General features: G+C 38.1%; 16 protein-coding genes and 2 pseudogenes. 12 read left to right on the forward strand and 6 right to left on the reverse strand.

The genetic code is table 11. From position 1 onward, the window contains the following. Positions 1 to 9: 9 nt before the first annotated feature. On the reverse strand, positions 10 to 675 hold the full coding sequence (locus BM098_RS07375) for an NAD(P)H-dependent oxidoreductase (protein ID WP_089831946.1): 666 nt from the start codon (positions 673 to 675) through the stop codon (positions 10 to 12). A gap of 508 nt (positions 676 to 1183) precedes the next feature. Between BM098_RS07375 and BM098_RS07380 the strand changes: the two genes are divergently transcribed. From BM098_RS07380 to mnmH, 5 genes and pseudogenes are all read left to right on the forward strand, one after another. After that, complete coding sequence (locus tag BM098_RS07380; RefSeq protein WP_089831948.1) at positions 1184 to 2110, forward strand: glycine betaine ABC transporter substrate-binding protein; 927 nt, start codon at positions 1184 to 1186, stop codon at positions 2108 to 2110. A 109-nt stretch (positions 2111 to 2219) separates the two neighbouring features. After that, complete coding sequence (locus BM098_RS07385; RefSeq protein ID WP_089831950.1) at positions 2220 to 2528, forward strand: nucleotide pyrophosphohydrolase; 309 nt, start codon at positions 2220 to 2222, stop codon at positions 2526 to 2528. Positions 2529 to 2734: 206 nt separating this feature from the next. Continuing rightward, positions 2735 to 3775, forward strand: a complete 1041-nt coding sequence (gene selD, locus BM098_RS07390; protein ID WP_089831952.1) for a selenide, water dikinase SelD — start codon at positions 2735 to 2737, stop codon at positions 3773 to 3775. Between the two features lie 11 nt (positions 3776 to 3786). Then, positions 3787 to 3960: a rhodanese-like domain-containing protein gene (locus BM098_RS13920; protein WP_307725242.1), complete on the forward strand. Its 174-nt coding sequence runs from the start codon at positions 3787 to 3789 to the stop codon at positions 3958 to 3960. 12 nt (positions 3961 to 3972) lie between these two features. Continuing rightward, positions 3973 to 4809, forward strand: a pseudogene (mnmH, locus tag BM098_RS07395) (tRNA 2-selenouridine(34) synthase MnmH); the annotation flags it as partial. Positions 4810 to 4891: 82 nt separating this feature from the next. On the opposite strand, the gene BM098_RS07400 reads toward mnmH, so the two are convergent. Continuing rightward, the gene (locus tag BM098_RS07400) at positions 4892 to 7948 is read right to left on the reverse strand and encodes a hybrid sensor histidine kinase/response regulator (protein WP_089831954.1); all 3057 of its coding nucleotides are present in this window, start codon (positions 7946 to 7948) and stop codon (positions 4892 to 4894) included. A 455-nt stretch (positions 7949 to 8403) separates the two neighbouring features. On the opposite strand from BM098_RS07400, the gene BM098_RS07405 reads away from it, so the two are divergent. Continuing rightward, positions 8404 to 9534 (forward strand): response regulator, encoded by a 1131-nt coding sequence (locus tag BM098_RS07405; RefSeq protein WP_159430137.1) that lies wholly within the window; start codon positions 8404 to 8406, stop codon positions 9532 to 9534. 154 nt (positions 9535 to 9688) lie between these two features. Here the strand turns inward: BM098_RS07405 and BM098_RS07410 are convergent, their stop codons facing one another. Next, positions 9689 to 10645: a class A sortase gene (locus BM098_RS07410; RefSeq protein WP_143423386.1), complete on the reverse strand. Its 957-nt coding sequence runs from the start codon at positions 10643 to 10645 to the stop codon at positions 9689 to 9691. 67 nt (positions 10646 to 10712) lie between these two features. Further along, positions 10713 to 12644, reverse strand: a complete 1932-nt coding sequence (locus tag BM098_RS13695; RefSeq protein ID WP_089831960.1) for a collagen-binding domain-containing protein — start codon at positions 12642 to 12644, stop codon at positions 10713 to 10715. Between the two features lie 1113 nt (positions 12645 to 13757). On the opposite strand from BM098_RS13695, the pseudogene istA reads away from it, so the two are divergent. Beyond that, positions 13758 to 14885 (forward strand): annotated as a pseudogene (istA, locus tag BM098_RS13700) (IS21 family transposase); the annotation flags it as partial. 191 nt (positions 14886 to 15076) lie between these two features. Here istA and BM098_RS07425 read toward each other — a convergent pair. Next, positions 15077 to 15985: a DMT family transporter gene (locus BM098_RS07425; protein WP_234987445.1), complete on the reverse strand. Its 909-nt coding sequence runs from the start codon at positions 15983 to 15985 to the stop codon at positions 15077 to 15079. Positions 15986 to 16127: 142 nt separating this feature from the next. Beyond that, entirely contained in the window at positions 16128 to 17159 is a 1032-nt protein-coding gene (locus tag BM098_RS07430; RefSeq protein WP_089831965.1) for an NAD(P)/FAD-dependent oxidoreductase, read from the reverse strand. A 275-nt stretch (positions 17160 to 17434) separates the two neighbouring features. On the opposite strand from BM098_RS07430, the gene BM098_RS07435 reads away from it, so the two are divergent. The 5 genes from BM098_RS07435 to BM098_RS07455 all read left to right on the forward strand — a co-directional run bounded on the left by BM098_RS07435 (position 17435) and on the right by BM098_RS07455 (position 21803). Then, positions 17435 to 18229: an ABC transporter ATP-binding protein gene (locus BM098_RS07435; RefSeq protein WP_089831967.1), complete on the forward strand. Its 795-nt coding sequence runs from the start codon at positions 17435 to 17437 to the stop codon at positions 18227 to 18229. Between the two features lie 2 nt (positions 18230 to 18231). Beyond that, on the forward strand, positions 18232 to 19167 hold the full coding sequence (locus tag BM098_RS07440) for an iron-hydroxamate ABC transporter substrate-binding protein (RefSeq protein WP_089831969.1): 936 nt from the start codon (positions 18232 to 18234) through the stop codon (positions 19165 to 19167). A gap of 106 nt (positions 19168 to 19273) precedes the next feature. After that, on the forward strand, positions 19274 to 20275 hold the full coding sequence (locus BM098_RS07445; protein ID WP_089831971.1) for a FecCD family ABC transporter permease: 1002 nt from the start codon (positions 19274 to 19276) through the stop codon (positions 20273 to 20275). Next, the gene (locus BM098_RS07450) at positions 20272 to 21279 is read left to right on the forward strand and encodes a FecCD family ABC transporter permease (protein ID WP_089831973.1); all 1008 of its coding nucleotides are present in this window, start codon (positions 20272 to 20274) and stop codon (positions 21277 to 21279) included. The genes BM098_RS07445 and BM098_RS07450 overlap by 4 nt, the downstream gene beginning before the upstream one ends. Before the next feature lie 95 nt (positions 21280 to 21374). Continuing rightward, positions 21375 to 21803 (forward strand): GNAT family N-acetyltransferase, encoded by a 429-nt coding sequence (locus BM098_RS07455; RefSeq protein WP_234987446.1) that lies wholly within the window; start codon positions 21375 to 21377, stop codon positions 21801 to 21803. Positions 21804 to 21892 lie beyond the last annotated feature (89 nt).

Genomic DNA, 21892 nt, shown 5'->3' on the forward strand with positions numbered 1-21892 from the left:
GGATGAGTCTTATACCCACTTCACGACATCATCAAAAGCTCTTCGTTGTTTTGGTTTAGGCGCTTTTTTCCGGTAACCAAAGGCCACCATTGTCGCTAAGGTAAAGTGGTCATCATAGATTCCTTCGGATTGCAAAAGGTGATCTAACGTCTCGCGGTTAAAACCTTCAACCGGGCATGAATCAATCTCAAGCTCAGCGGCCACACTCATCATATTGGCAAGCGGGAGATACGTCTGTTTCATCGACCAATCATCTAAATAACGCATATCTTCAAACAGGTGAAAGTCATGTTTTTGAAAGTTCTCGATCACATCTTTCATATGTTCAAAAACCTCTTTTGGATAATGCAACTCGTCTAAATAGTGCTTTTTAACATACGCTGAATCAAACCTAACATCTTCATGGGTTCGCGCTAAAAGTAAAACGAAGTGACTCGCAGCTTCGACTTTTGTTTTTGCCCCCCACGAATGCTTTTTTATGAGTTGTTTGATATGATCACTTTCAACGACAACAAATTGCCACGGTTCCATACCAAAAGAACTTGGTGATAAACGCGCGGCTTCTAAAATCGTCATCATGTCCTCCTTGTTTATCTGTTTTGCATCGTCAAATACTTTTGTCGCATGTCTAAAATGGTAGCGCGCGATAATCTGTTGTCTCTTTTCATTTGACATTAGTTTTGCTCCTTTTCTTGATAAAAGCTTTTTTTCCTAATAACTATGTCCCCTTATCTTGTTTTAACTAAACACGTCTGTGGAAATATCAATATTGACACAACAAGTAGCAAATTATTTAGCATTCACTAAATAGTCTCTCCATTGTAAGCGCATACTTACGACGAATCATACCGCATTTGAAAGGAAGTAAGCGTATTTCTATAAAAACCATGCTTTCTAGTCAGCTTATTTACGCTCAGTCTCATATAGAACGTCTCATTTAGATTCTCTCGTTTTGTCTTTCTAATACGCACCTAGGTATAATAGTTTATGAGCGTGTCGCCTTTTGATTTCGCAGTGTCTTATCACTTTAACGTTTTTCTTGCTTTACAGATATAAGGCGATGATTAAAGACTTCAATAGGTTTAACAGGTTTAACATTTTAGAATTCTGGCAATGAATAAGTGGTAGAAGTTAGTTTTTAGCAAGAACCAATGGAACACATACATTTTAAGGGGGAGATTTTATGAAGAACATGAAAAAATTACTACTCAGTTTAGGTTTAGTGCTTGTCCTTATCCTTGCCGCTTGTGGTGATGATAGTGACAATGCCAATTCAAATGACGATGCGGGTGAAAGTACACCAGAAACAATCAGTGAAGAAATGGAGTACACCATTACCGGGATTGAACCAGGTGCTGGTATGTCAGGCGTCATCGATGATATGATCGAAAATGAAGAGAACTTACAAGGTTGGACTCACCAAACATCATCAACCGGTGCAATGTTAACAGAGCTTGATCAGGCGATTCAAAACGAAGAACCAATTGTCATTGCGGCTTGGTCACCACACTATATGTTCGCAAAATATGACATTAAGTATTTAGAAGATCCTAATGAACTATTTGGCGGAGAAGAAAATGTATTAAAGCTTGGACGTTTAGGCTTTGAAGAAGATTTCCCAATCGCAGCGGAAATTGTGCGCAATTTCTATCTTGAGCTTGACGTGATTGAAGCCGCGTTACTAGACTCTCAAGAACAAGAAATTCCAGTCCCAGAAGTTGTTGAAACATGGGTCGTTGATAACGAAGACATTATAAATGAATTTACCGATGGTGTCGCTGAAGGTAACGGCGGGGAAATCGAGATGGTTGTAACATCTTGGGATTCTGAATTATTCCCAGCTTACGTCTTAAAACATGCGCTTGAAAGTCATGGCTTTACCGTGAACGTGACAAAAGTAGATCCTGCGATTATGTTTGAATCAATCGCATCAGGTTCAGCTGATGTGACAACAGCTGCTTGGTTACCACTCACTCACGGTGCTTTCGCTGAGAGTTATGAAGGTGAATATATTGAAATGGGACCAGCATACGAAAAAGCAAAAACAGGTTTAGCCGTTCCAACCTATGTTGAGCTTGAATCTATTAGTGACCTCGTACCAAACGAGTAAAACTTCACTAACAAACGATCGTAATACCCGTTATACAAAAAGCTAGAGCCACCTGCTCTAGCTTTTTTCGTGTATACTGTAACTACCGAGATACGAAAGGAAGGATATAATGTCTAACATAGACGAGCTTATTGCCGAAATTGATACTTTTCGTGACGCACGCCAGTGGCGTCAATACCACAACGCTAAAGACCTCAGTCTCTCTTTATCATTAGAAGCTGCTGAACTACTCGAATGTTTTCAGTGGCAATCAAGTGAGATGGCAGTAAAAAATAACCTTACGAACATCAAAGATGAATTAGCTGATGTGATGATTTATGCGTTAACTTTAGCATCTACACTTAACTTAGATGTTGAAACAATCATTCAAGCAAAGATTAAAAAGAACGCTTTAAAGTACCCCGCACCAACAAAGTGACCGAAAGACTTAAGGCACTCTATGCTGATAATGATGGAACCAGCGAATATAAGTGCAAGCATCCTTGGATCTATGAATAAGCAATAGTTTTTTTATCTTATTCATCCCATTTTCTAACATTAAATGACTTAATTATGACAGTCTCTTCTTTCTCATGTTAAACTAGAACTATCGACAAAATGAATTTAATGAAAGAAGGCGTAGGAATGGAAAAAGTAAAATTAACAACACTAACGACAAAAGGTGGATGTGGGTGTAAGATTGGTCCGAGTGACTTACGTGAAGTTCTGCATCAACTTCCAAAACAAAATCACGATCCCAACTTACTGGTGGGGCTTGATACAGGTGACGATGCGGGTGTCTATAAATTAACGGATGACTTAGCGATTGTACAGACCGTTGATTTCTTTACCCCGATTGTTGATGATCCTTATGACTTCGGACGTATTGCGGCCGCCAATGCAATGAGCGATGTCTATGCGATGGGCGGGGAACCAATCACTGCTTTAAATATCGTCGCATTCCCAATTTTCACGCTAGATAAAGCGATTTTGACTGAGATCTTACGCGGTGCCAGTGATAAGCTAAAAGAAGCAGGCTGCCAACTTGTCGGTGGTCACTCAATTGATGACCCTGAACCAAAGTTTGGCCTTGCGGTCACTGGGACGATCCACCCAGAACGAGTAAAAACAAATGCCGGTCTCAAACATGAAGATAAATTAATTCTCACTAAACCCATTGGCGTTGGGATTTCTACAACCTCACTTAAAAACAATCAGCTCACTGACGATGAAATAAAACGCGTGACAGAAGTAATGGCAACTTTAAATAAACAAGCAGCTGAGGTGATGAATCATTACAATGTGCACGCATGTACCGATGTTACTGGGTTTGGTCTACTTGGCCACTTAACAGAAATGGCTACTGAGTCCCATCAAGCCATCACCATCAAGCAAAAACAGGTACCGGTCTTACCACGGGTTAAAGAGCTCGCCGAACAAGGCAATATCCCTGGCGGATCAAGAAATAACTTAAAACATGTGAAAAGTGCGGTGCACTTTGATGCACGTTTTGATGAGATTGATCAATTGATTTTAGCGGATGCGGTCACCTCTGGTGGATTATTAATTGGGGTACACGAACGCGATGCTCTGTCTATTTTAGATGAGTTAAAACAGCAAGGCATTGACGCACACGTAATTGGTGAAGTCACTGATGGCAAACCTGGACATATTTATGTTCAGTAAGGATGACACTGATGTTTAAAGATATCACACCACAAGAGCTATATAACTTAAAAACGAACGAAAAAGTCATCGTCGATGTCCGGTCACCAAAAGAATATAGCGACGCGACCATTCCAGGTGCCGTTAATATCCCGTTGTTTACTGACGATGAGCGTGCAGAAGTCGGGACGATTTATAAACAATAGGGGCAAGAAGCAGCAAAGGACCGCGGGTTAGAGATTTATTCGAAGAAGTTGCCGGCCTTTATTAAGGCTTTTAAAGCCTTTCCTCAGCCCATTACTGTGTTTTGTTGGCGCGGTGGGATGCGTAGTAAAACAGCCGCCACTGTTTTAGATTTAATGAATATCAATGTCAACCGACTCAGCGGTGGCATTAAAGCCTATCGCCTGTGGATGAAAGAACAGTTGGACACTGTCACGATTCCTGAGCTCTACGTTTTAAATGGTCATACTGGAAATGGAAAGACAAAGATTTTACAAACCTTAAAAAGCCAAGGTTACCCCGTCATTAACCTTGAACAATTGGCAAGCCATCGTGGCAGTATCTTCGGTCAGATTGGTCTTGAGCCAACCAATCAACGGATGTTTGACCTTCAGTTAGGTGAAGCTCTCATCCACTATCAACAGGCACCTTATATCATCATTGAAGGAGAAAGCTCTCGAATTGGTAGAATTATAATCCCTGAACGGTTCTTTAACCAAAAAGAAATAAGCAGGCAATTGTTTATCACTTTACCGATTGAGAAACGGATTAGGTTGATTTTATCAGACTATCATCCAGAAACATATCATGATCAGTTTGTTGAAGCCTTTTCAATTATCAAGCGTCGGATTCATACACCTGTTGCCCATAGAATTGATAAGGCACTTCAGTCACATGATTATCACTCTGTCATTAGAGACTTACTTGATTATTATTATGATCCACGTTATATCCATTCAACAGTTTATCCTGAAGCTTTAATCACAACCATTGAGGCCTCGTCCTTAGAAGAGGCCATTGTACAGGTGAAACAGCACTTACCAGTCAGTTAATGTTCCATGTGATTATCATGATAAGCTTATTACAAGATAGAAAGATCTAGTCATATTTATCATGACTAGATCTTTTCTTATTTCATTTATTAATCGGCAACTCTATCGTGACTGTCGTACCCTTACCTTCGGTTGATTCAATATTTAATTGTTGATGACACCATTTCTTTAGTCGTTTATTAGTGTTCGCAAGACCAATATGTTTTTCATTAAGCTCATTTCGTATAATTCTTTCTAGTTTATCCTTCGGTATACCCAAACCATCATCTATCACTTCAAGTCGATAATAAGATGCCTGTCGCTTCCCGCGAATAATAATTGTTCCCCCATTTGCTCGCATTAAAACACCATGTTTTAATGCATTTTCCACTAATGTTTGAACGACAAGTGGCGGGAGGTAAACGTCTTCTGGATGGTCCACATCTACCTGATAATTTATGCGTTCTTTAAAACGCAGCTGATTAATATAAAGATAGGCTTCAACTAACTCTAATTCTTCAGATAAAGTAATAAGCTGTTTTATGTTATTTAAACTAAAACTGTTCGTTAAATACTGTCCAAAAACGTGTATCAAATCAACCATTTGATCAATATCTGTTGTACTAAGTGACGCAATCGCATTCAAGGTATTAAAAATAAAATGCGGTTTAATCTGGGCTTGTAACCAAGCCGCTTCTAATTGTAACTGTTTGTTGATAGACTGTTTTAATTCAGTTAATGCTCTCACACGCGCTTGTAATTCCAATGAATCTACAGGTTTTACAATGTAATCATTCGCACCTGATAAAAAGCCAGTATACACATCTTCTGGTTGACTTCTAGCTGTAATAAGCAACACTGGAAGTTCTGAGATGGTATAACGTTTTCTAATTGCTTCCGTTAACTGATACCCTGATAGTTTAGGCATCATTACATCTGAAATGACTAAGTCGTACAGTTGTTCATCAATTAGTTGAAGGGCCTTCTCTGGACTTGTCGTGACACTAACGTTATAAGCTGGCTCAAGCATGCTTTTAAGAACTTTTAAATTAATACGATCATCATCAATAACAAGTACTTTAGGTAATGATTCATTAGATTGGGTCACTTTCGATAAGTTTTTTTCTTTATTTTTAGGTAATACATCTGATTGTTCTTTCATTCCTTCTAAGTCTCTAACCTGTTGCTTTGTTGCGATAGGTAGTGTCAAATAAAATTCTGATCCAACCCCTTTTTGTGAGGATACATGAAGGACACCACCATGTTGTTCAATAAGTTGCCGCGAGATGCTGAGTCCAAGGCCAATACCACCAGCATCACGTTCAAAAGTCTCGAGCTTTTCATAAGGAAGAAAGATTTTTTTCATCTCTTCTTGCGTCATTCCGATACCAGGGTCTTTGACCGATATTTTTAACATATCTTGTTGTTCTTTTGCTTCAACAACAATGATACCATAGTTAGTGAATTTCAACGCATTATGAAGGAGATTAAATAATACTCTTAACAGGCGCTGACGGTCAGCATAAACGAATACTGCTGAACCAATATTATTTTCAATGCTTACATCCGTTTTATTTGTCATAAATGTGACAATTTCAATCACTTCATCCGTTAAAATTTTCACGTCTACAGCATTTTTTTCTAGAGAAATGTTTCGTTCTTTAAGTTTTGTAATATCCAATATATCATTTAATGTAAAGGTCAGTTGATGACCCGTTCTAATCATCAGTGACAGATTATACTTCGTTTCTGAATCAAACTCAACATGTTCATTCAATAAAATTTGCGCAATATTGATCATTGCATGTAACGGGTTTCTAATCTCATGTGATGTATTAGCCAAAAACTGATCCTTCTTTTGATCTTCTTCAATCAACTGTTCGCGCTGACGTTCAGAAACAACCAATAATTGATGATGTCGTCTAAATAACAATAACGCAATCGATATAATCGCAAAAATAAAATCAACAGGATAAAAAGGATAATCCACGAAATCGCTCAGTATTAAAAAGCCCCAAACAGTATTAGACGTATAACTGATAATAAAAAATAAAATGAAATAACCACCAATTTCTCCTCGTTTAACATATTGTATCGTTGTATAAATCATATAGCTAATAGACACAAAATAAACCACATAGTATAAGCCTAATAGAACGGATAAATATTCAAATGGGATAATTCCCAATGTTAATATACCCATCACACTGACAATGATACTAACTACATTCACAAAACGCTGATTCGTGGGAAATAATCGATGAATAAACTGAATCATCAATAGAAGTATACATACGTAAAAAAACGTCATAATTCTGAAACTGTATGCATTCCTAATTGGTAATTGAATAAAAGTCTCATCATCAAGCGCACTACCTAGCACCATAAAAATGAGCATTAAACCAAATAAAACTAACTCCTTTCTGTTTGATCTTTTACCAGTAATCAAAAGTAAAAGAATATAGATGGCATGCAGCAATAAGATGATAATCACAGCCATCTGTAGCGTTTCCTGTGTACTTACTTCTCGTACAATGGCTTCATCTGTTCCAAATACTACAGATTTGTTTATACCGCCTATATACGGTGTATCAAAGTTAGACAACTCAATGACTAAATGAAGGGTATCTGTGGCTTTAGAAACAGGAAATAATACGTAAAAAGGTCCACGAAAAGTAGGTACAGACCCATGTGACTTTGCCACAGTGTTCACCGTTTTTACTATCTCTCCATTAACGATGACTCTAGCGCTTGTATGTAGACTTTTTAATCTAACTCCAAAAACAGCTGGTCTGTCGTTTGGTAATGTAATTATTGCTTCATAACTCCCGTAGCCATAAGCCTTCGACTCTGGATAAGCACCTTCTAATACCTCGGTCCAATCGCCCGGTACATCAACCGTTGTTTGAATCTGCCTTGTTTCTATTCCGTCTGTTTCAACAAAGGTTTGTGGATAAAAGGTCCATTCCCCGTTAAGTGATACCGTCTCGTCAGTAAATGTCCATTGAGATAAATCAATTTGTCCGTTTTCAATAGTTGGTTGACCCACAGACTGATGGACATGAATCCATAAGAAGCGAAGACTCGTCAACACAATAATGAACACGAGTATTGATATTGCAATACCATATTTTTTTATAAACCGCTCCTGATTAAGCATGGATTCACCTCCTTAGGCAAACGAATTTTTCTATTCATCCTATTTCTCACCATAATTAGTAATTAAGAGCAGCTGAACAGCTACTTGTTTCTTTGCATTACTATCATCATGACCATAATGACCCTTACCATTTTCAAGCACGGATAAATCAATATAGTTACATGATGTAGCTATCTATTATAAATTCAATCAAAACATACTTACTTAATAATCTTATTATCGCATAAGTTAACGCCTTCTATATTGTTTCTGATAACTATCCATTATGATATAATGACAATTAACACAAGTTTAGTATTCATCTAATAATCAATATTCACTTTGTGCTAATGTTATTTTACCATAACATTATAAACCATTCGTATAATTTTTAGTTTAACAACCATACCTTTCCTCAATTTAAATAGGTTTACTACCGATATAAGTAACTGCTCTCAATAGAAGGAGGCACAATGATGAAAGTTTGTATCTTTGATGACGAAGTTATGGCTATTGAATTTTTAACACACCAATTAAGTAAGATAAACGGTGTTGAAATTACATTAACATCATCAACACCCTACTTAGATCACTACCACGACTTACTTAAAAACATAGATGTTGTATTTTTAGACATTGAGATGCCCGAAATTGATGGGTTAGCTCTTGCTGAACAACTTAATGAACAATATCCTCATATACATATTGTTTTCGTGTCAGCCTATAAAGGTTATGCGATTGAAGCTTTCGAATTAAGTGCGCTTGACTACTTGTTAAAACCGGTCAAATTAGATCGCTTAAAGAAGACCATCAACCGGATTGAACAACAATTACCGCTAAACAGCTCAATCAATAATTCTAATAAGCATTTATTGATTCAAGTTTTGGGTCCTCTCGAATTTATTCTTGATGATAATTTGATTACTAACACTATTCAGTGGCGTACGAGTAAATCAAAAGAAGTGTTTCTATTCTTACTTCATCATGCAGGGGCTGTATTATCTAAAAGTAGAATTGTTGAAACCCTTTGGCCAGATATCGATCCTGATAAAGGATTCGCTAATCTTTATGTAAATATCTATAATGTTAGAAAATCACTAAAACAATTAAAAAACTTCATTACAATAACTAATGTTGATAACGGTTATGCTATTAAATTAAGGCATACAGACATTGATAAACAATTATGGTATGCGTTTTTCAAAAAAAATTTCTCATTACATGACGCTATACCACTTGATTACCAACATCACTTAGATATGTATAAAGGCTTTTATTTAGAAGAACTTGACTATATCTGGGCTGAGGCCGAACGGTTTGAAATAGATGAAAGCTGGGTACACCACGCGAAGTTACTAGCAGACTTTTACTTTAATAATAATGACATCGAACAAGCTTCGCGCTGGTATACAACTATAATTAAACGTCGTCCAGATGACGAACAAGTAGCTTTTCAATTAATGAAGCTCTATGCTGATTTAAATTATCGCATGCTTGTGGAACATCAATACAAAGATTTACAAAAAAACCTTCACGATTTAAATGTCTCAATGGATACAACGATTAAAAACTGGTTTGCAGAGTGGCAAAGACAGTTCTATACGTAACCTTATATAAGAAAAGCTCGGCTAGGCCTCGCCCTTTATGGGCTAGAAGTTAGCCGAGCTTTTCAATTCTGGATTTTTATAAGTGATACCATGAAAGCTTGTGTAATACACAGGAAGGATTTCGACTAGATTCATCAGATTTTTCATCACGGATTCAAAATGAATAATATATAACAAATAAAAGAAAAACTAACATAAAAAAGAAAATGGTATAGCTATCAGCTAAAGCATAGACTCTTAAAAACAGCTGTGTCAAAATGTTTTTTTGACTAATGATGTCGGTTGTTTTTGTTTGTATTTGCTCAAATATATTTTTTGAGTCCTCTTCTGTTTGATATTCAACTGTAGAAACTTCTTGCGTGTCACTTTCTAACTTTTCAGTACTGTTGATTACTTCAACGTCAATCATCAAACCCTTTAATATATCTTTATCAACTTCACTTATTTTTTCTTTTTTTATATAATCACCATAAACAATTCGACGCCAATCCGTATTATATTCCCCTTCGCAGCGGTAAAGTAATAACTTCGCTGTTTCATTTTCTTCAGGTTCTTTTAAATATGAAGATTCTGTTTCATGAACAACTGTTTGCTCAGTGATCCTATACGTATATACATCGGTGAAATCCGTTAAATATACCAGATCATCTTTTTCTGCTTGATCAATATTTTGTAGCAATCGCTGGTTAATTACATTATGTGACATCCCTATAAATAACCCTTCGCCTAATTCCTTTTCAGCACTAGCTGTTGCCACACCATTCAACAAATTTTCTTCACTCGTTCCTGCAAGTAAAGGGAGCGAAATTTCACTGGCAGGTATATAAACACTGCCAATGCCATATTCTTCAACAGATGAGCTGTAATTCTCTCTTGCTTTAGCAATAGCGGACCCATCAACATGAGTAACCTCCCCCCCGTATTCAGCACTCTCTATTTTGTTTTGTCGTTCTTCTTTGTTTTCTAAAAATTCTTTTTGAGTTTCAGATAGAAGATGTTCCGTTTTGGGCTCATGACTAATAAGAAGATAGCCTGATACACCTGATAAAACAAGGATAACTGCCATAAATAAAGCGCTATTTGCAATGATTCTCCTTACAATTCTACTCACTATTTATCCCCACCTTATAATTGGTAATCAAAAAACAAGGAGGAAATCTCCTTGTTTTTATTCTATCTTATTTGATGATTTTTTTATTTTTTCTTAAAACCAACCCAGTACCTAGTGCACTAAGAAGTGCAAATAACCCTAAACCAATGGTAGTTGTACTTGTTTGTTCGAACTCAATATCTTCTCCTGTTGGATTTTTCGAATCCGACTCACCTTTTACATCTGTCGAATTCTCGGAATCTGTTGATTCCTCCCCTGTTGGATTTTTTGAATCCGACTCACCTTTTATATCTGTGGAATTCTCTGGATCTGTTGGATCCTCTGAATCTTCTGAGTCATCTGTTGGTCCATTTGGATCTTCTGGATCTTCTGGATCTGCCGGATTTGTTGGTTCATCGGGATCTTCCGGATCTGTCGGGTCTGTTGGTTCATTTGGATCTTCCGGATCTGTCGGGTCTGTTGGTTCATTTGGATCTGCCGGATCTGCCGGATCTGTTGGTTCATTTGGATCTTCCGGATCTGCCGGATCTGTTGGTTCATTTGGATCTTCCGGATCTGTCGGATCTGTTGGTTCATTTGGATCTTCCGGATCTGCCGGATCTGTTGGTTCATTTGGATCTTCCGGATCTGCCGGATCTGTTGGTTCATTTGGATCTTCCGGATCTGCCGGATCTGTTGGTTCATTTGGATCTTCCGGATCTGCCGGATCTGTTGGTTCATTTGGATCTTCCGGATCTGCCGGATCTGTCGGTTCATTTGGATCTTCCGGATCTGCCGGATCTGTTGGTTCATTTGGATCTTCCGGATCTGCCGGATCTGTTGGTTCATTTGGATCTTCCGGATCTGTCGGATCTGTTGGTTCATTTGGATCTTCCGGATCTGCCGGATCTGTTGGTTCATTTGGATCTTCCGGATCTGTCAAGTACGTTTGATTTGTTTTCACATAATCATCTCTATGCGACTCAGCATTTACTACGATTTTTTCACCAATAGCAGTTCCATTTATATTACTATTTAAATTGATTGTAGCACCAGGTGCGATAATACTTCCCGTTACTGCTCCTGTATTTTTTATTGTTCCTCGATATACATTATCATTCTCAGATGAATCATAAATATTCCAAACGACATTTGCATTAGACCAAACAGTAACTTCTCCAGTACTTACCTTAGTACCATCTGTATAACTTGCGACTGAATTTGGAATAGAAAGCTCATTTTTATCTTTCATATCAACATTAATTATCAATGTTGAAGGGTTTTCCTTATCAAAACCTTTAATATGAATTGACCTTGTAAAATTAAAATCGTCCTTTTTAACATTGTATACACTAAATTCATCACTTTTTTCCACAATGATTGCTTGGTTATTTTGATCTTCATTACTTACGTCAGTTGCGTTGTTTTCTAATTTCGATAGCTTTTCTGATAATGTTTTTACTTCTTGTTTTACTTCATCAAAATCAATAAATTCAATCTCAGTATCTTGCCATAAGCTATTCGGGCTATTTGTTTTGCTGGGATTATCTACCTTATTTTCATTAACGGACCAATAATTTCCATTATCGACCGAACCAATTTCGGTGTCTTTTCCAACAACTAATACAGAATCGTGAGCTGTAGTATTATTTAGTGTTCCGCCACCTTTTATATATTTAAGATAGCTCACTTCTGTTAACTCTTCAGTTCCAAAATTACCACCATTATTGAAATAATTCGCTAAAATATTCCCATGTATGTGCGCTTTTTTTTCAACTGTGTCTAGACCAACTAAATGAAATCCACCAGCGATTCCAAATAAATGTTCTTTGTAAAATTCTGTGTTTTTATAAGTGTTTGTTTCATCAACTAATATAACACCGTTCTCATCTTTTTCTTGATCATTTTCACCTTGAGCATTCACATGAATAGATAAGGGTGGTAAAAATAGTTGGATAATCATTATAAACGTCGCAATTATTAATGGTTTATATTTCCACTTACTCTGTAATTTCTTCATTAATTTTCTCCTTTATATTACATAATTAATTTTTCGGATACTAAAATTAACATAGCCATTAATCATTCACGAGTAATAGATACTGTGTTAAAAATATGGATGCTATAATTTTAGAGTATCTTGTTATCTGGATAACTTCTTTTAAAGCAGCGTTTGAAAAAGTTGATACAACTAATTCTATTCAATTTTCACAATCTAAAAATGCTAGCTTTCTTGATTAAGTCTGGTAGCATTGATTAGTTAAATACACATATTTTGATGGATTCTTATTTTACAACGTCACCTTCATCGTGACCAGCGCGTGCATTTAAAAGAAATCTATACGTCAGTCGCACAAACTGTAAGCTTAGCGATTAAGAAATCATTCACGTTTACAGCTTGCGTTGGGGTATAGTAAAGTAACGAAATCAATACTGAAACTTCAGAAGATATTTCAAAATCGCTCATATAATAAGTCAATCAATTATAAAACCATTGTATATATCACCCTTTCACGGCAAAACCTCTGTCATAATACTGATCGAACACTAGTTTTTTGAGTGAAGAAAATAACAATGGTTTGAAATCTTACCTAGTTACATCAAAGCATATCTTCTAAATTTGAGGTGATAAAGTTTAGTAAGAATAAAATCGTACTATCATTTTTTTACTCTTAGTAGATATACTATTCGTTTGATTATAAATATAGAATTATTTAAGATGTAAAAAAATACATTGATCCGGACAAATCCCCGTTTTATCCACACGATACAAACACATTTTAATGTGGCTTCTTTTCCACATATCTCCGACCATCATTTAGTCTAAAGAATCGTTTTAAACATTTTCTAAAAACCAATCAATCAATCATTAATAAACGTAGGCATAAACATCTGCAAAATTTTAAAAAATTAACATTAGCTAATGTACTAATGTTAAAGATTTAGTTATGAATTATTTGTTTTGATAAAAAATTTCAAGTGAGATAAAGATTGCTCATTAGAATAATGTAACTGCTAAAATAAAGTATACAGATATCGCCTGATAAAAATGAACACTTTTTACACCAAATAAGGATCTCATCCATTATGATAGATATATTAATGGATGGGAGGAAAAGGTGTGAAAATATATATGATTTTACAAGTACATCAACTGCATAAACAAGGATTTAGCGTATCAGCTATTTCTAGAAAGTGTGACATTAGTCGAACAACGGTCTATAAATACTCGGCTATGGATATGGAAAAGTCTTTTGAATGGGTGGGGCAATTAAAGACACGTAGAAGAAAGCTAGATCCTTTCAAAGCGCGTATTCTTAGTTGGCTAAAAGAGCATCCGGATTTATCCGCAGCACAAATATCAGATTGGCTAGAAGAACAATGTCAGTTTAGTGACGTTGGGGAAATTACGGTGAGAACATATGTGAAGGAATTACGAGAGTTGTATGTGATACCGAAAGTCATGTCTTCTCGTTCGTATAAGGCGCTTGAAGACTCACCCATGGGGCAACAAATACAAGTAGATTTTGGTGAACTGAAAGTTAAGAAAACAGAAGGAAAGAAAGTGAAGTTGTATGCCATTGTATTTATCCTTTCAAACTCCCGGTTTAAATACGTTGAATGGCTCGATCGGCCTTTCACAACACAAGATATCATCCGTACACATGAGCATGCGTTTGAATTCTTTGGTGGTCGAACGGAGGAAATCGTTTATGATCAGGATCGCTTGATGACCGTGAGTGAAAATAACGGTGATATTATTCTCACGCAAGCCTTTCAATCCTATCGTGATCAACGCGGGTTTAACTTTTATCTCTGCCGTGCGGCAGATCCAGAATCAAAAGGCAAGGTTGAAAATGCGGTGAAGTTTGTCAAAGGACATTTTGCGAAGAATCGAAGATTCCACAATATTGATGCGTGGAATGAAAGTTGTTTGAAATGGCTAGCGCGTTACGGCAATAAAAAAACACATGAGACAACAAAAAAGAGACCTGTAGAAGTGTTCGCCCAGGAAAAGCACCACTTAATACATGTCTCTCACCAACTCTCTTTCGAGAGTCAACATAGGAACATTATAACAAGAACTGTTCATAAGGACAATATAATTAAATACCAATCGAATCGTTACTCGGTGCCATTACACAACTATCAATCAGGGAAAGAGACGAAGGTCAGTGTGCGTATTGAAAACGACCAGTTGATCATAGAATCGCTATCTGGAAGTGAACAACTTGCCGTACATCCGTTATGTCATGATAAAGGGCAATTAATAAAAAATTCCGATCATCAGCGTGATCGACAAAAGTCTATCGATCAGTATAAAGAAACAGTGAAGAAAGCTTTCAAAGAGACGAGGGTTGTCGATCTATTTTTAGATCAGCTATCAGAAAAAGCCTTAAAATCAGTGGATATACTGATTTTAAGGCTCTCTACTTTTTTATGTTTAAATGATTACTTTTTATTTACGATAATAATACCAAACGCCACCATCACAAAAGCAACTACAAGCATCCACGTGAGTGCTTCACCCGGAATAAACACAGCCGATAACAACACACCGGATACTGGGGTAATAAACTTATACATACTAATGCGTCCGGCTTGGTGGTATTTTAGTAGTGAATACCACAAGGCAAATGCCGTCGCCGATAAGAACGCTGAATAAAGTAATAGTCCAGCTCCGAGTGCATTAAACTGAATCGCACCTGCTTCTAGTTGCGGAAACCCAATGAGTAACAGGGCTACTGCGCCGAGCGTGAGCTGCCAACCCGTAATCGCAAACGGATGAATCCCAGTCGCTAATTCTTTGGCCATAATGGTCGCAATTGCACTGGTTACACCAGCCATCAACATAAACCCTTCTCCGTCCCACTGGAAGCTTAAGGTCAGTGATTGACCCCAATTCGCTAAGATAATCCCACTAAAGCCGGCGAGTATCCCAATCACTTTTTGTTTACTTAAACGATCATCTTTGTAGTAAAAATGGGCTGCAAGAATTGTAAAGAAGATCCCACCAGAAGATAAAATTGCTCCTTGCATTCCTGTTACTCGCGCCAGACCATTATAAAAGAAATAGTACTGAAAAGCCGTTTGAATCACACCGAGTACAAGTAAAATTCCGAATTGTTTCTTCGTTATTTTAATTGCTGAGCGGTTCATAAAGAATAAAAAGATGAGTACCAATAGTCCGGCGAGAAAAAACCTTAAACCCGCAAACACCATTTTAGCGATAACATCGTCAGCTGACATTTGTAGTTCATCATAACTCACTTTGAGGACTGGAAAAGCACTGCCCCATAATACCGAACAAAGAATAGCCACAGAAATAGCTATACTCGGTTTCATTAATAATTTTTTCACTTGTCTCTCTCCCTTATCGTTCTAACACTATCATATGAGCAAGTGTCTGCTCCGTTATTGTATAAACACACAAGGGTAAGCATACCAAATTTAGCCGCGTGAAGAAAGAAAATTGCTTATAAAAGAAACCTTAAACGGGCGCTCAATCTAACAATTGTTGTCTCATGTCTTTATTTTTATCCGTGAATGCTGTGTGATGTGAGGATACCATTGCTCGCGCATTAGCGTCAGGGTCTAGAAACGTTTTTGCTTGGTTTACCGCATTCGCAGCATCTTGGAAACACCCAAGAATGAGGTTGACCTTCCCATCGTAACTGATAATGTCACCAGCTCCGAAAATACCCGGAACCGAGGTCTCACTATGACTATTCCCTTTGATGAAAAACTCACCCACACGCTCAAGCGGTAACTTTGTCTCTTCTAATAGACTCGCATCTTTCTCATAGCCATGATTCACGACCACATCATCAACTTGTTTTATGACTTTCTCCTTCGTTTGACAATGAGTCAGTTCGACCGCTGTAATCTGATTACCTTCTGCAACTAAGCGGGTAATTTCAGTGTCAGGGTAGTAAGAAACCGAGCTATTTAAAAGTTGTTTCACCGGTTGTTCATGACCTTTCAATTCTGATTTCCGGTATGTCAACATCACTTTTTTTGCAATTGGCTCAAGTAAGTTCGCCCAATCAATCGCCGCGTTGCCACCACCAGAAATAACGACCGTGCGGTCTTTAAAGTAGCTAAGCGAGGTAAGAGTATAATGAATATTGTCAATCTCTAAACGATTGGCACCATCAATATCTAGTGTTTTTGGCTTTAAAATTCCTCCACCCACTGCTACAATAACAGTTTTGCTGAAGTGCTTTTCACCATCTTGATTAATCAATTGAAACATACCATCCAACTTCTCAATAGACGTGATTTTCTCATTTAAAACAACTGTCGGATCAAATGTTAACGCTTGTGTCGTGAGTTGTTCAATGAGTGCTTGGCCGGTAAGGGGGCCCAGTCCTCCGACATCCCAAATGATTTTTTCCGGGTAAACATGTAGCTTCCCACCAAGTGCTTGTTCAGCATCAATGATTTTTGTTTTCATGTGGCGTAAACCACTATAAAAGGCTGAATAGAGACCTGCTGGTCCGCCCCCAATTATCGTTACATCAAAAAGTTCCATCTTATCATTTCTCCTCCCTTTTAACGGTCTACTTGTTGATTATTACCTATACTATCTTTAACACTTCTCGCTCTATATCTAATTGATAATTATTATCAATTATAATAGAATGCCTTTGAATTCTCAATCCTTTTTTGATTATTTCTATATTTTCTCACTTTTATCACAGAAATGTGTGAAAAGCAGCCAAACTGTATTGACACAAGCCTGAATTCTCGCTATAGTAGTAACCACAAATGAAATTGAGAATCACTCTCATTACGGAGGTAATAACTATGGCTCGCCTCTATACCGATCAACTCGCTGTTGGTTACGGCGCTTCTCCTATCGTGAAAGACTTAACACTTACCATTCCTGACAAACAAGTAACCACTATTATCGGTGCCAATGGCTCAGGTAAATCGACATTACTTAAAGCAATGACACGGCTGATTCCTTATACGTCTGGCCATGTATGTTTAGATGGTCAAGCGATCCAAACGGAACCGACCAAAAAACTCGCGCAAAAAATGGCGATTTTACCCCAAGCACCTGAGGGGTCTGAAGGTTTAACTGTCTATGAACTCGTCTCCTACGGACGCTTTCCCTATCAGTCCGCACTTGGTCGCTTAAGTCCGCATGACTATGACGTCGTTAACTGGGCGCTAGATGTGACGCAAGTTTCGGCATTTAAAGACCGTGCCATTGATTCACTCTCAGGCGGACAACGTCAACGGGTATGGATTGCGATGGCATTAGCGCAAGAAACGGATATTATCTTTTTAGATGAACCAACAACATATCTTGATATGGCGCATCAGCTCGAAGTCTTAACCTTACTTGAAAAACTCAATCAAGAAGAGGGGCGCACGATTATTATGGTATTACATGATATTAATCAAGCTGCGCGTTTTTCTGATTATATTGTCGCTTTAAAGGATGGTGTGATTACAAAAACAGGTACCCCAGAAGATATCCTCACCAAAGACGTATTAAAAGCAGTCTTTCACATTGACGCCGTCATTGGTAAAGATCCAACAAATAATAAGCCGATGTGCTTAACCTATAACTTACTAAAAGGAGATAACTAAATATGAAAAAACTGTTAACTATTTTTGTTTTTTTCTCAGCACTTATTTTGTTTGCTGGATGTAACACAGCTGAGGAGACTAACTCAGACGATCAAACGAACGCAGATATGGCTGAGGATACAAACGAAACATTCACCTATGAATCAGAAACAGGTCCCGTTGATGTACCTACAAACCCTGAACGGGTCGTTGTTTTAGCCGGCTACACAGGGGACCTGATAAAACTAGAGGTCAATATCGTCGGTGTCGACACATGGTCTAAAAATAACCCCACATTCGCAGATGAATTAGCTGACGTTGCGCTCGTATCAGAAGACAATCTAGAAAGTGTTATTGCCTTAAACCCAGATTTAATTATTGCACTCTCGACTGTAAAGAATGTCGAGCAATTAAAAGACATTGCGCCTACGGTGACGTATACTTGGGGGAAACTCAATTATTTAGATCAACATATTGAAATTGGTAAATTATTAAATAAAGAAGCAGAAGCAACAGCTTGGGTTGAAGATTTCAAATCACGCGCAACAGCGCTCGGGGAAGAAATCAAAATGACGATTGGCGAAGATACCACCGTCTCAGTGATTGAATCTTTTGGAAAAGACTTATACGTCTTCGGAAACAACTGGGGGCGTGGGACCGAAATTTTATACCAAACAATGGCGTTGAAGATGCCTGAAAAAGTAAAACAAGATGCGCTTGAATCCGGTTATTTTACCTTATCACAAGAAGTTTTACCCGATTATGCAGGGGATTATCTTGTCTTAAGTAAATACCAAGAAGCAGATACAGCTTTTGAAGAAACAGACACTTTTAAAAATATTCCTGCTGTACAAAATGGCAACGTCATTGAGATGCAAGGGGAAGGGGCGTCATTTACTGACCCAATTACGTTAGAAAAACAACTCGTCTTCTTTAAAGAAGCCTTCCTCGGCGAATAACAAACCCGCGCATTGCTTAATCAAAGTGGCTTATATAATTTGATACGCTAACAAGGGAGTGCAATAATCGCCTCCCTTGTTAAACTTTTAGAAAGAGTTGATCCTGATGTTAGCGACGTTTAAAGACTTATCTATAAAACAACATCTTCTTCTTGGCATCAGCATATTTACCGTCATGTTTTTTGTTGCGCTTCGCCTTGGCGCAAAAGACGTAGATATCGCTGATGTCTTCTTTGCGTTATTTACTGACCAAAAAAACGAAGCGGTGCTTGTCTTACGTGACATAAGAATCCCCCGGGAAGTGGGGGCGGTTTTTGTCGGGGCAGGGATGAGTGTCGCCGGTGCTATTATGCAGGGGATGACCCGTAACCCGTTAGCTGATCCTGGATTACTCGGGCTGTCGGCTGGTGCCTATCTTACTTTAAGCTTATCGGTCATTTTCATACCGAGCGCCTCGATGTTACTCACGTTGGTGATTTGTTTTATCGGCGCAGCTTTAGGTGCCTTACTTGTATTTGGACTGACGATGGCCAAAAAACAACCATCGGTCTTTCGCATGGTACTAGCTGGTGCCAGTATTTCAACGTTACTGTATGCGGTGAGTGATGGACTCGGCATTTACTTTAATCGTTCAAAAGACATTGCTTCTTGGACAGCGGGAGGACTGATAGGAACGCAGTGGACGCAACTATGGACCATTGCCCCCTTTATTATTCTAGGCATAGTCGTAGCCATGTTATTCGCAAAGCAACTTACCGTCCTTAGTTTAAACGAAGATGTTGCGATTGGACTTGGTCAACACGTCACAAGAACAAAAATCATCTTGTTTATCATCGTGATTATTTTATCAGGAGCTGCCGTTGCTTTAGTTGGTAATATGACCTTTCTCGGGTTGATGGTGCCACATATTGTCCGCGGCATCATCGGGCATGATTATCGGTATATCTTACCGTTTTCTGCCCTTTATGGTGCGATTTTTATGTTATTTGCGGATACACTCGGTCGCACATTAAATGCCCCCTTTGAAACACCAGTAGCCGCGATTATCGCAATTATTGGTTTACCATTCTTTCTCATCATTGTAAGACGAGGAGGACAAGGTCTATGAATAAACAACGTTTAAAAAGACAACGTTGGCTGCTTACTTTTTTAACTCTATTGTTATTGATCACGATCCTTGCAGCGATTAATGCTGGAACGGTTAACATTCCGCTTAACCGCGTAATCCAGACCTTTTTAAATAATGGTAGCTTTAATGATCAATTTATTATCTTTGAATTACGCTTACCACGTATTTTCATTACGATGTTAGCTGGTATGGGCCTTAGTTTATCAGGGGCGATTTTACAAAGTTTAACCCGTAATGATTTAGCCGATCCTGGACTGATTGGAATCAATGCTGGAGCAGGCGTTGCCATTAGTATATTATTTTTATTCATTCCACTCGAACCCGGTCTTTTTAGTTATGTTATTCCGCTCGTTGGTATGTTAGGCGGTATCTCTACGGCTATCTTGATCTACTTCTTCAGTTATGAACGGCATCGTCCATTAAAACCGTTACGGTTAATCTTGACAGGTGTTGGGGTGTCAACGGCTCTATCTGGATTTATGGTTGTGATTATTTCTAGTGCCGAACGAGAAAAAGTTGATTTTATCGCTAAGTGGCTAGCCGGAAATATTTGGGGAACAGATTGGCCGTTTGTCTATGCTTTGTTACCGTGGCTTGTGGTTTTCGTACCACTCACGTTCATAAAAGCTCAGAAGCTTAATATTTTACATTTATCAGAAGGTGTGGCTGTTGGTTTAGGCATCCGAATTCAACAAGAACGACTACTATTACTATTTAGCGCAGTCGCTTTGGCTGCTTCAAGTGTTGCCGTAACCGGTGGTATTAGTTTTATCGGGTTGATGGCACCTCATATCGCTAAACGCCTCGTTGGTCAACGTCATCAGCTCTTCTTGCCACTTGCGATGTTGATTGGGGCTTGGTTATTACTCGTTGCCGACACTATCGGCCGTAGTTTAATTGCGACCATCATCCCGGCCGGGATTATTGTTTCAGTCATTGGTGCCCCGTACTTTATTTACTTGTTGATGAGAGAGGTTGATTAATACCTTGAATACCCTCACACATGATTTAAGCTGTAATCTGACAGGTTGAGGGTCAACATGATAGAATGATAGTAAAAATGAAAGGATGTTTTCTCATGACACGTATTACAACTCAATCCGCTCTGCAAAAAGTCTTTAATATTAGACGACGCGTTTTCATTGAGGAACAACAGGTACCGGAAGCGATTGAATTTGATCAATATGACCGGTTAGACGCTGATTGTCTTCACGTTTTAATTCATCATAATTCAGTACCTGCTGCGACTGGACGGGTAAGATTTATCGACCAATCGGCTAAACTTGAACGGATTTGTGTTTTAAAACCCTATCGTAAATATGGACTGGGTAAACGCGTGATTGCGGCACTTGAAGAGATGGCTGTTGAAAAGAATATGAACCAATGTCTCCTGCATGGCCAAACCCAAGCGATTCCATTTTATGAGCGGCTTGGTTATAACGTCGTATCAGATGAATTTATCGAAGACGGGATTTCGCATGTTGAAATGGTAAAACAGATGTTATAACATCAATTACCCTCTCACTTAAACGCTAACACGTTTTGAAGCGGGGGTATAAAAACCCTTCATTGTCTAACCTAAGTCTTTCTAGCACT

Origin of the sequence: Halolactibacillus halophilus (genome assembly GCF_900115605.1) — a bacterium.
GTDB lineage: Bacteria > Bacillota > Bacilli > Bacillales > Amphibacillaceae > Halolactibacillus > Halolactibacillus halophilus.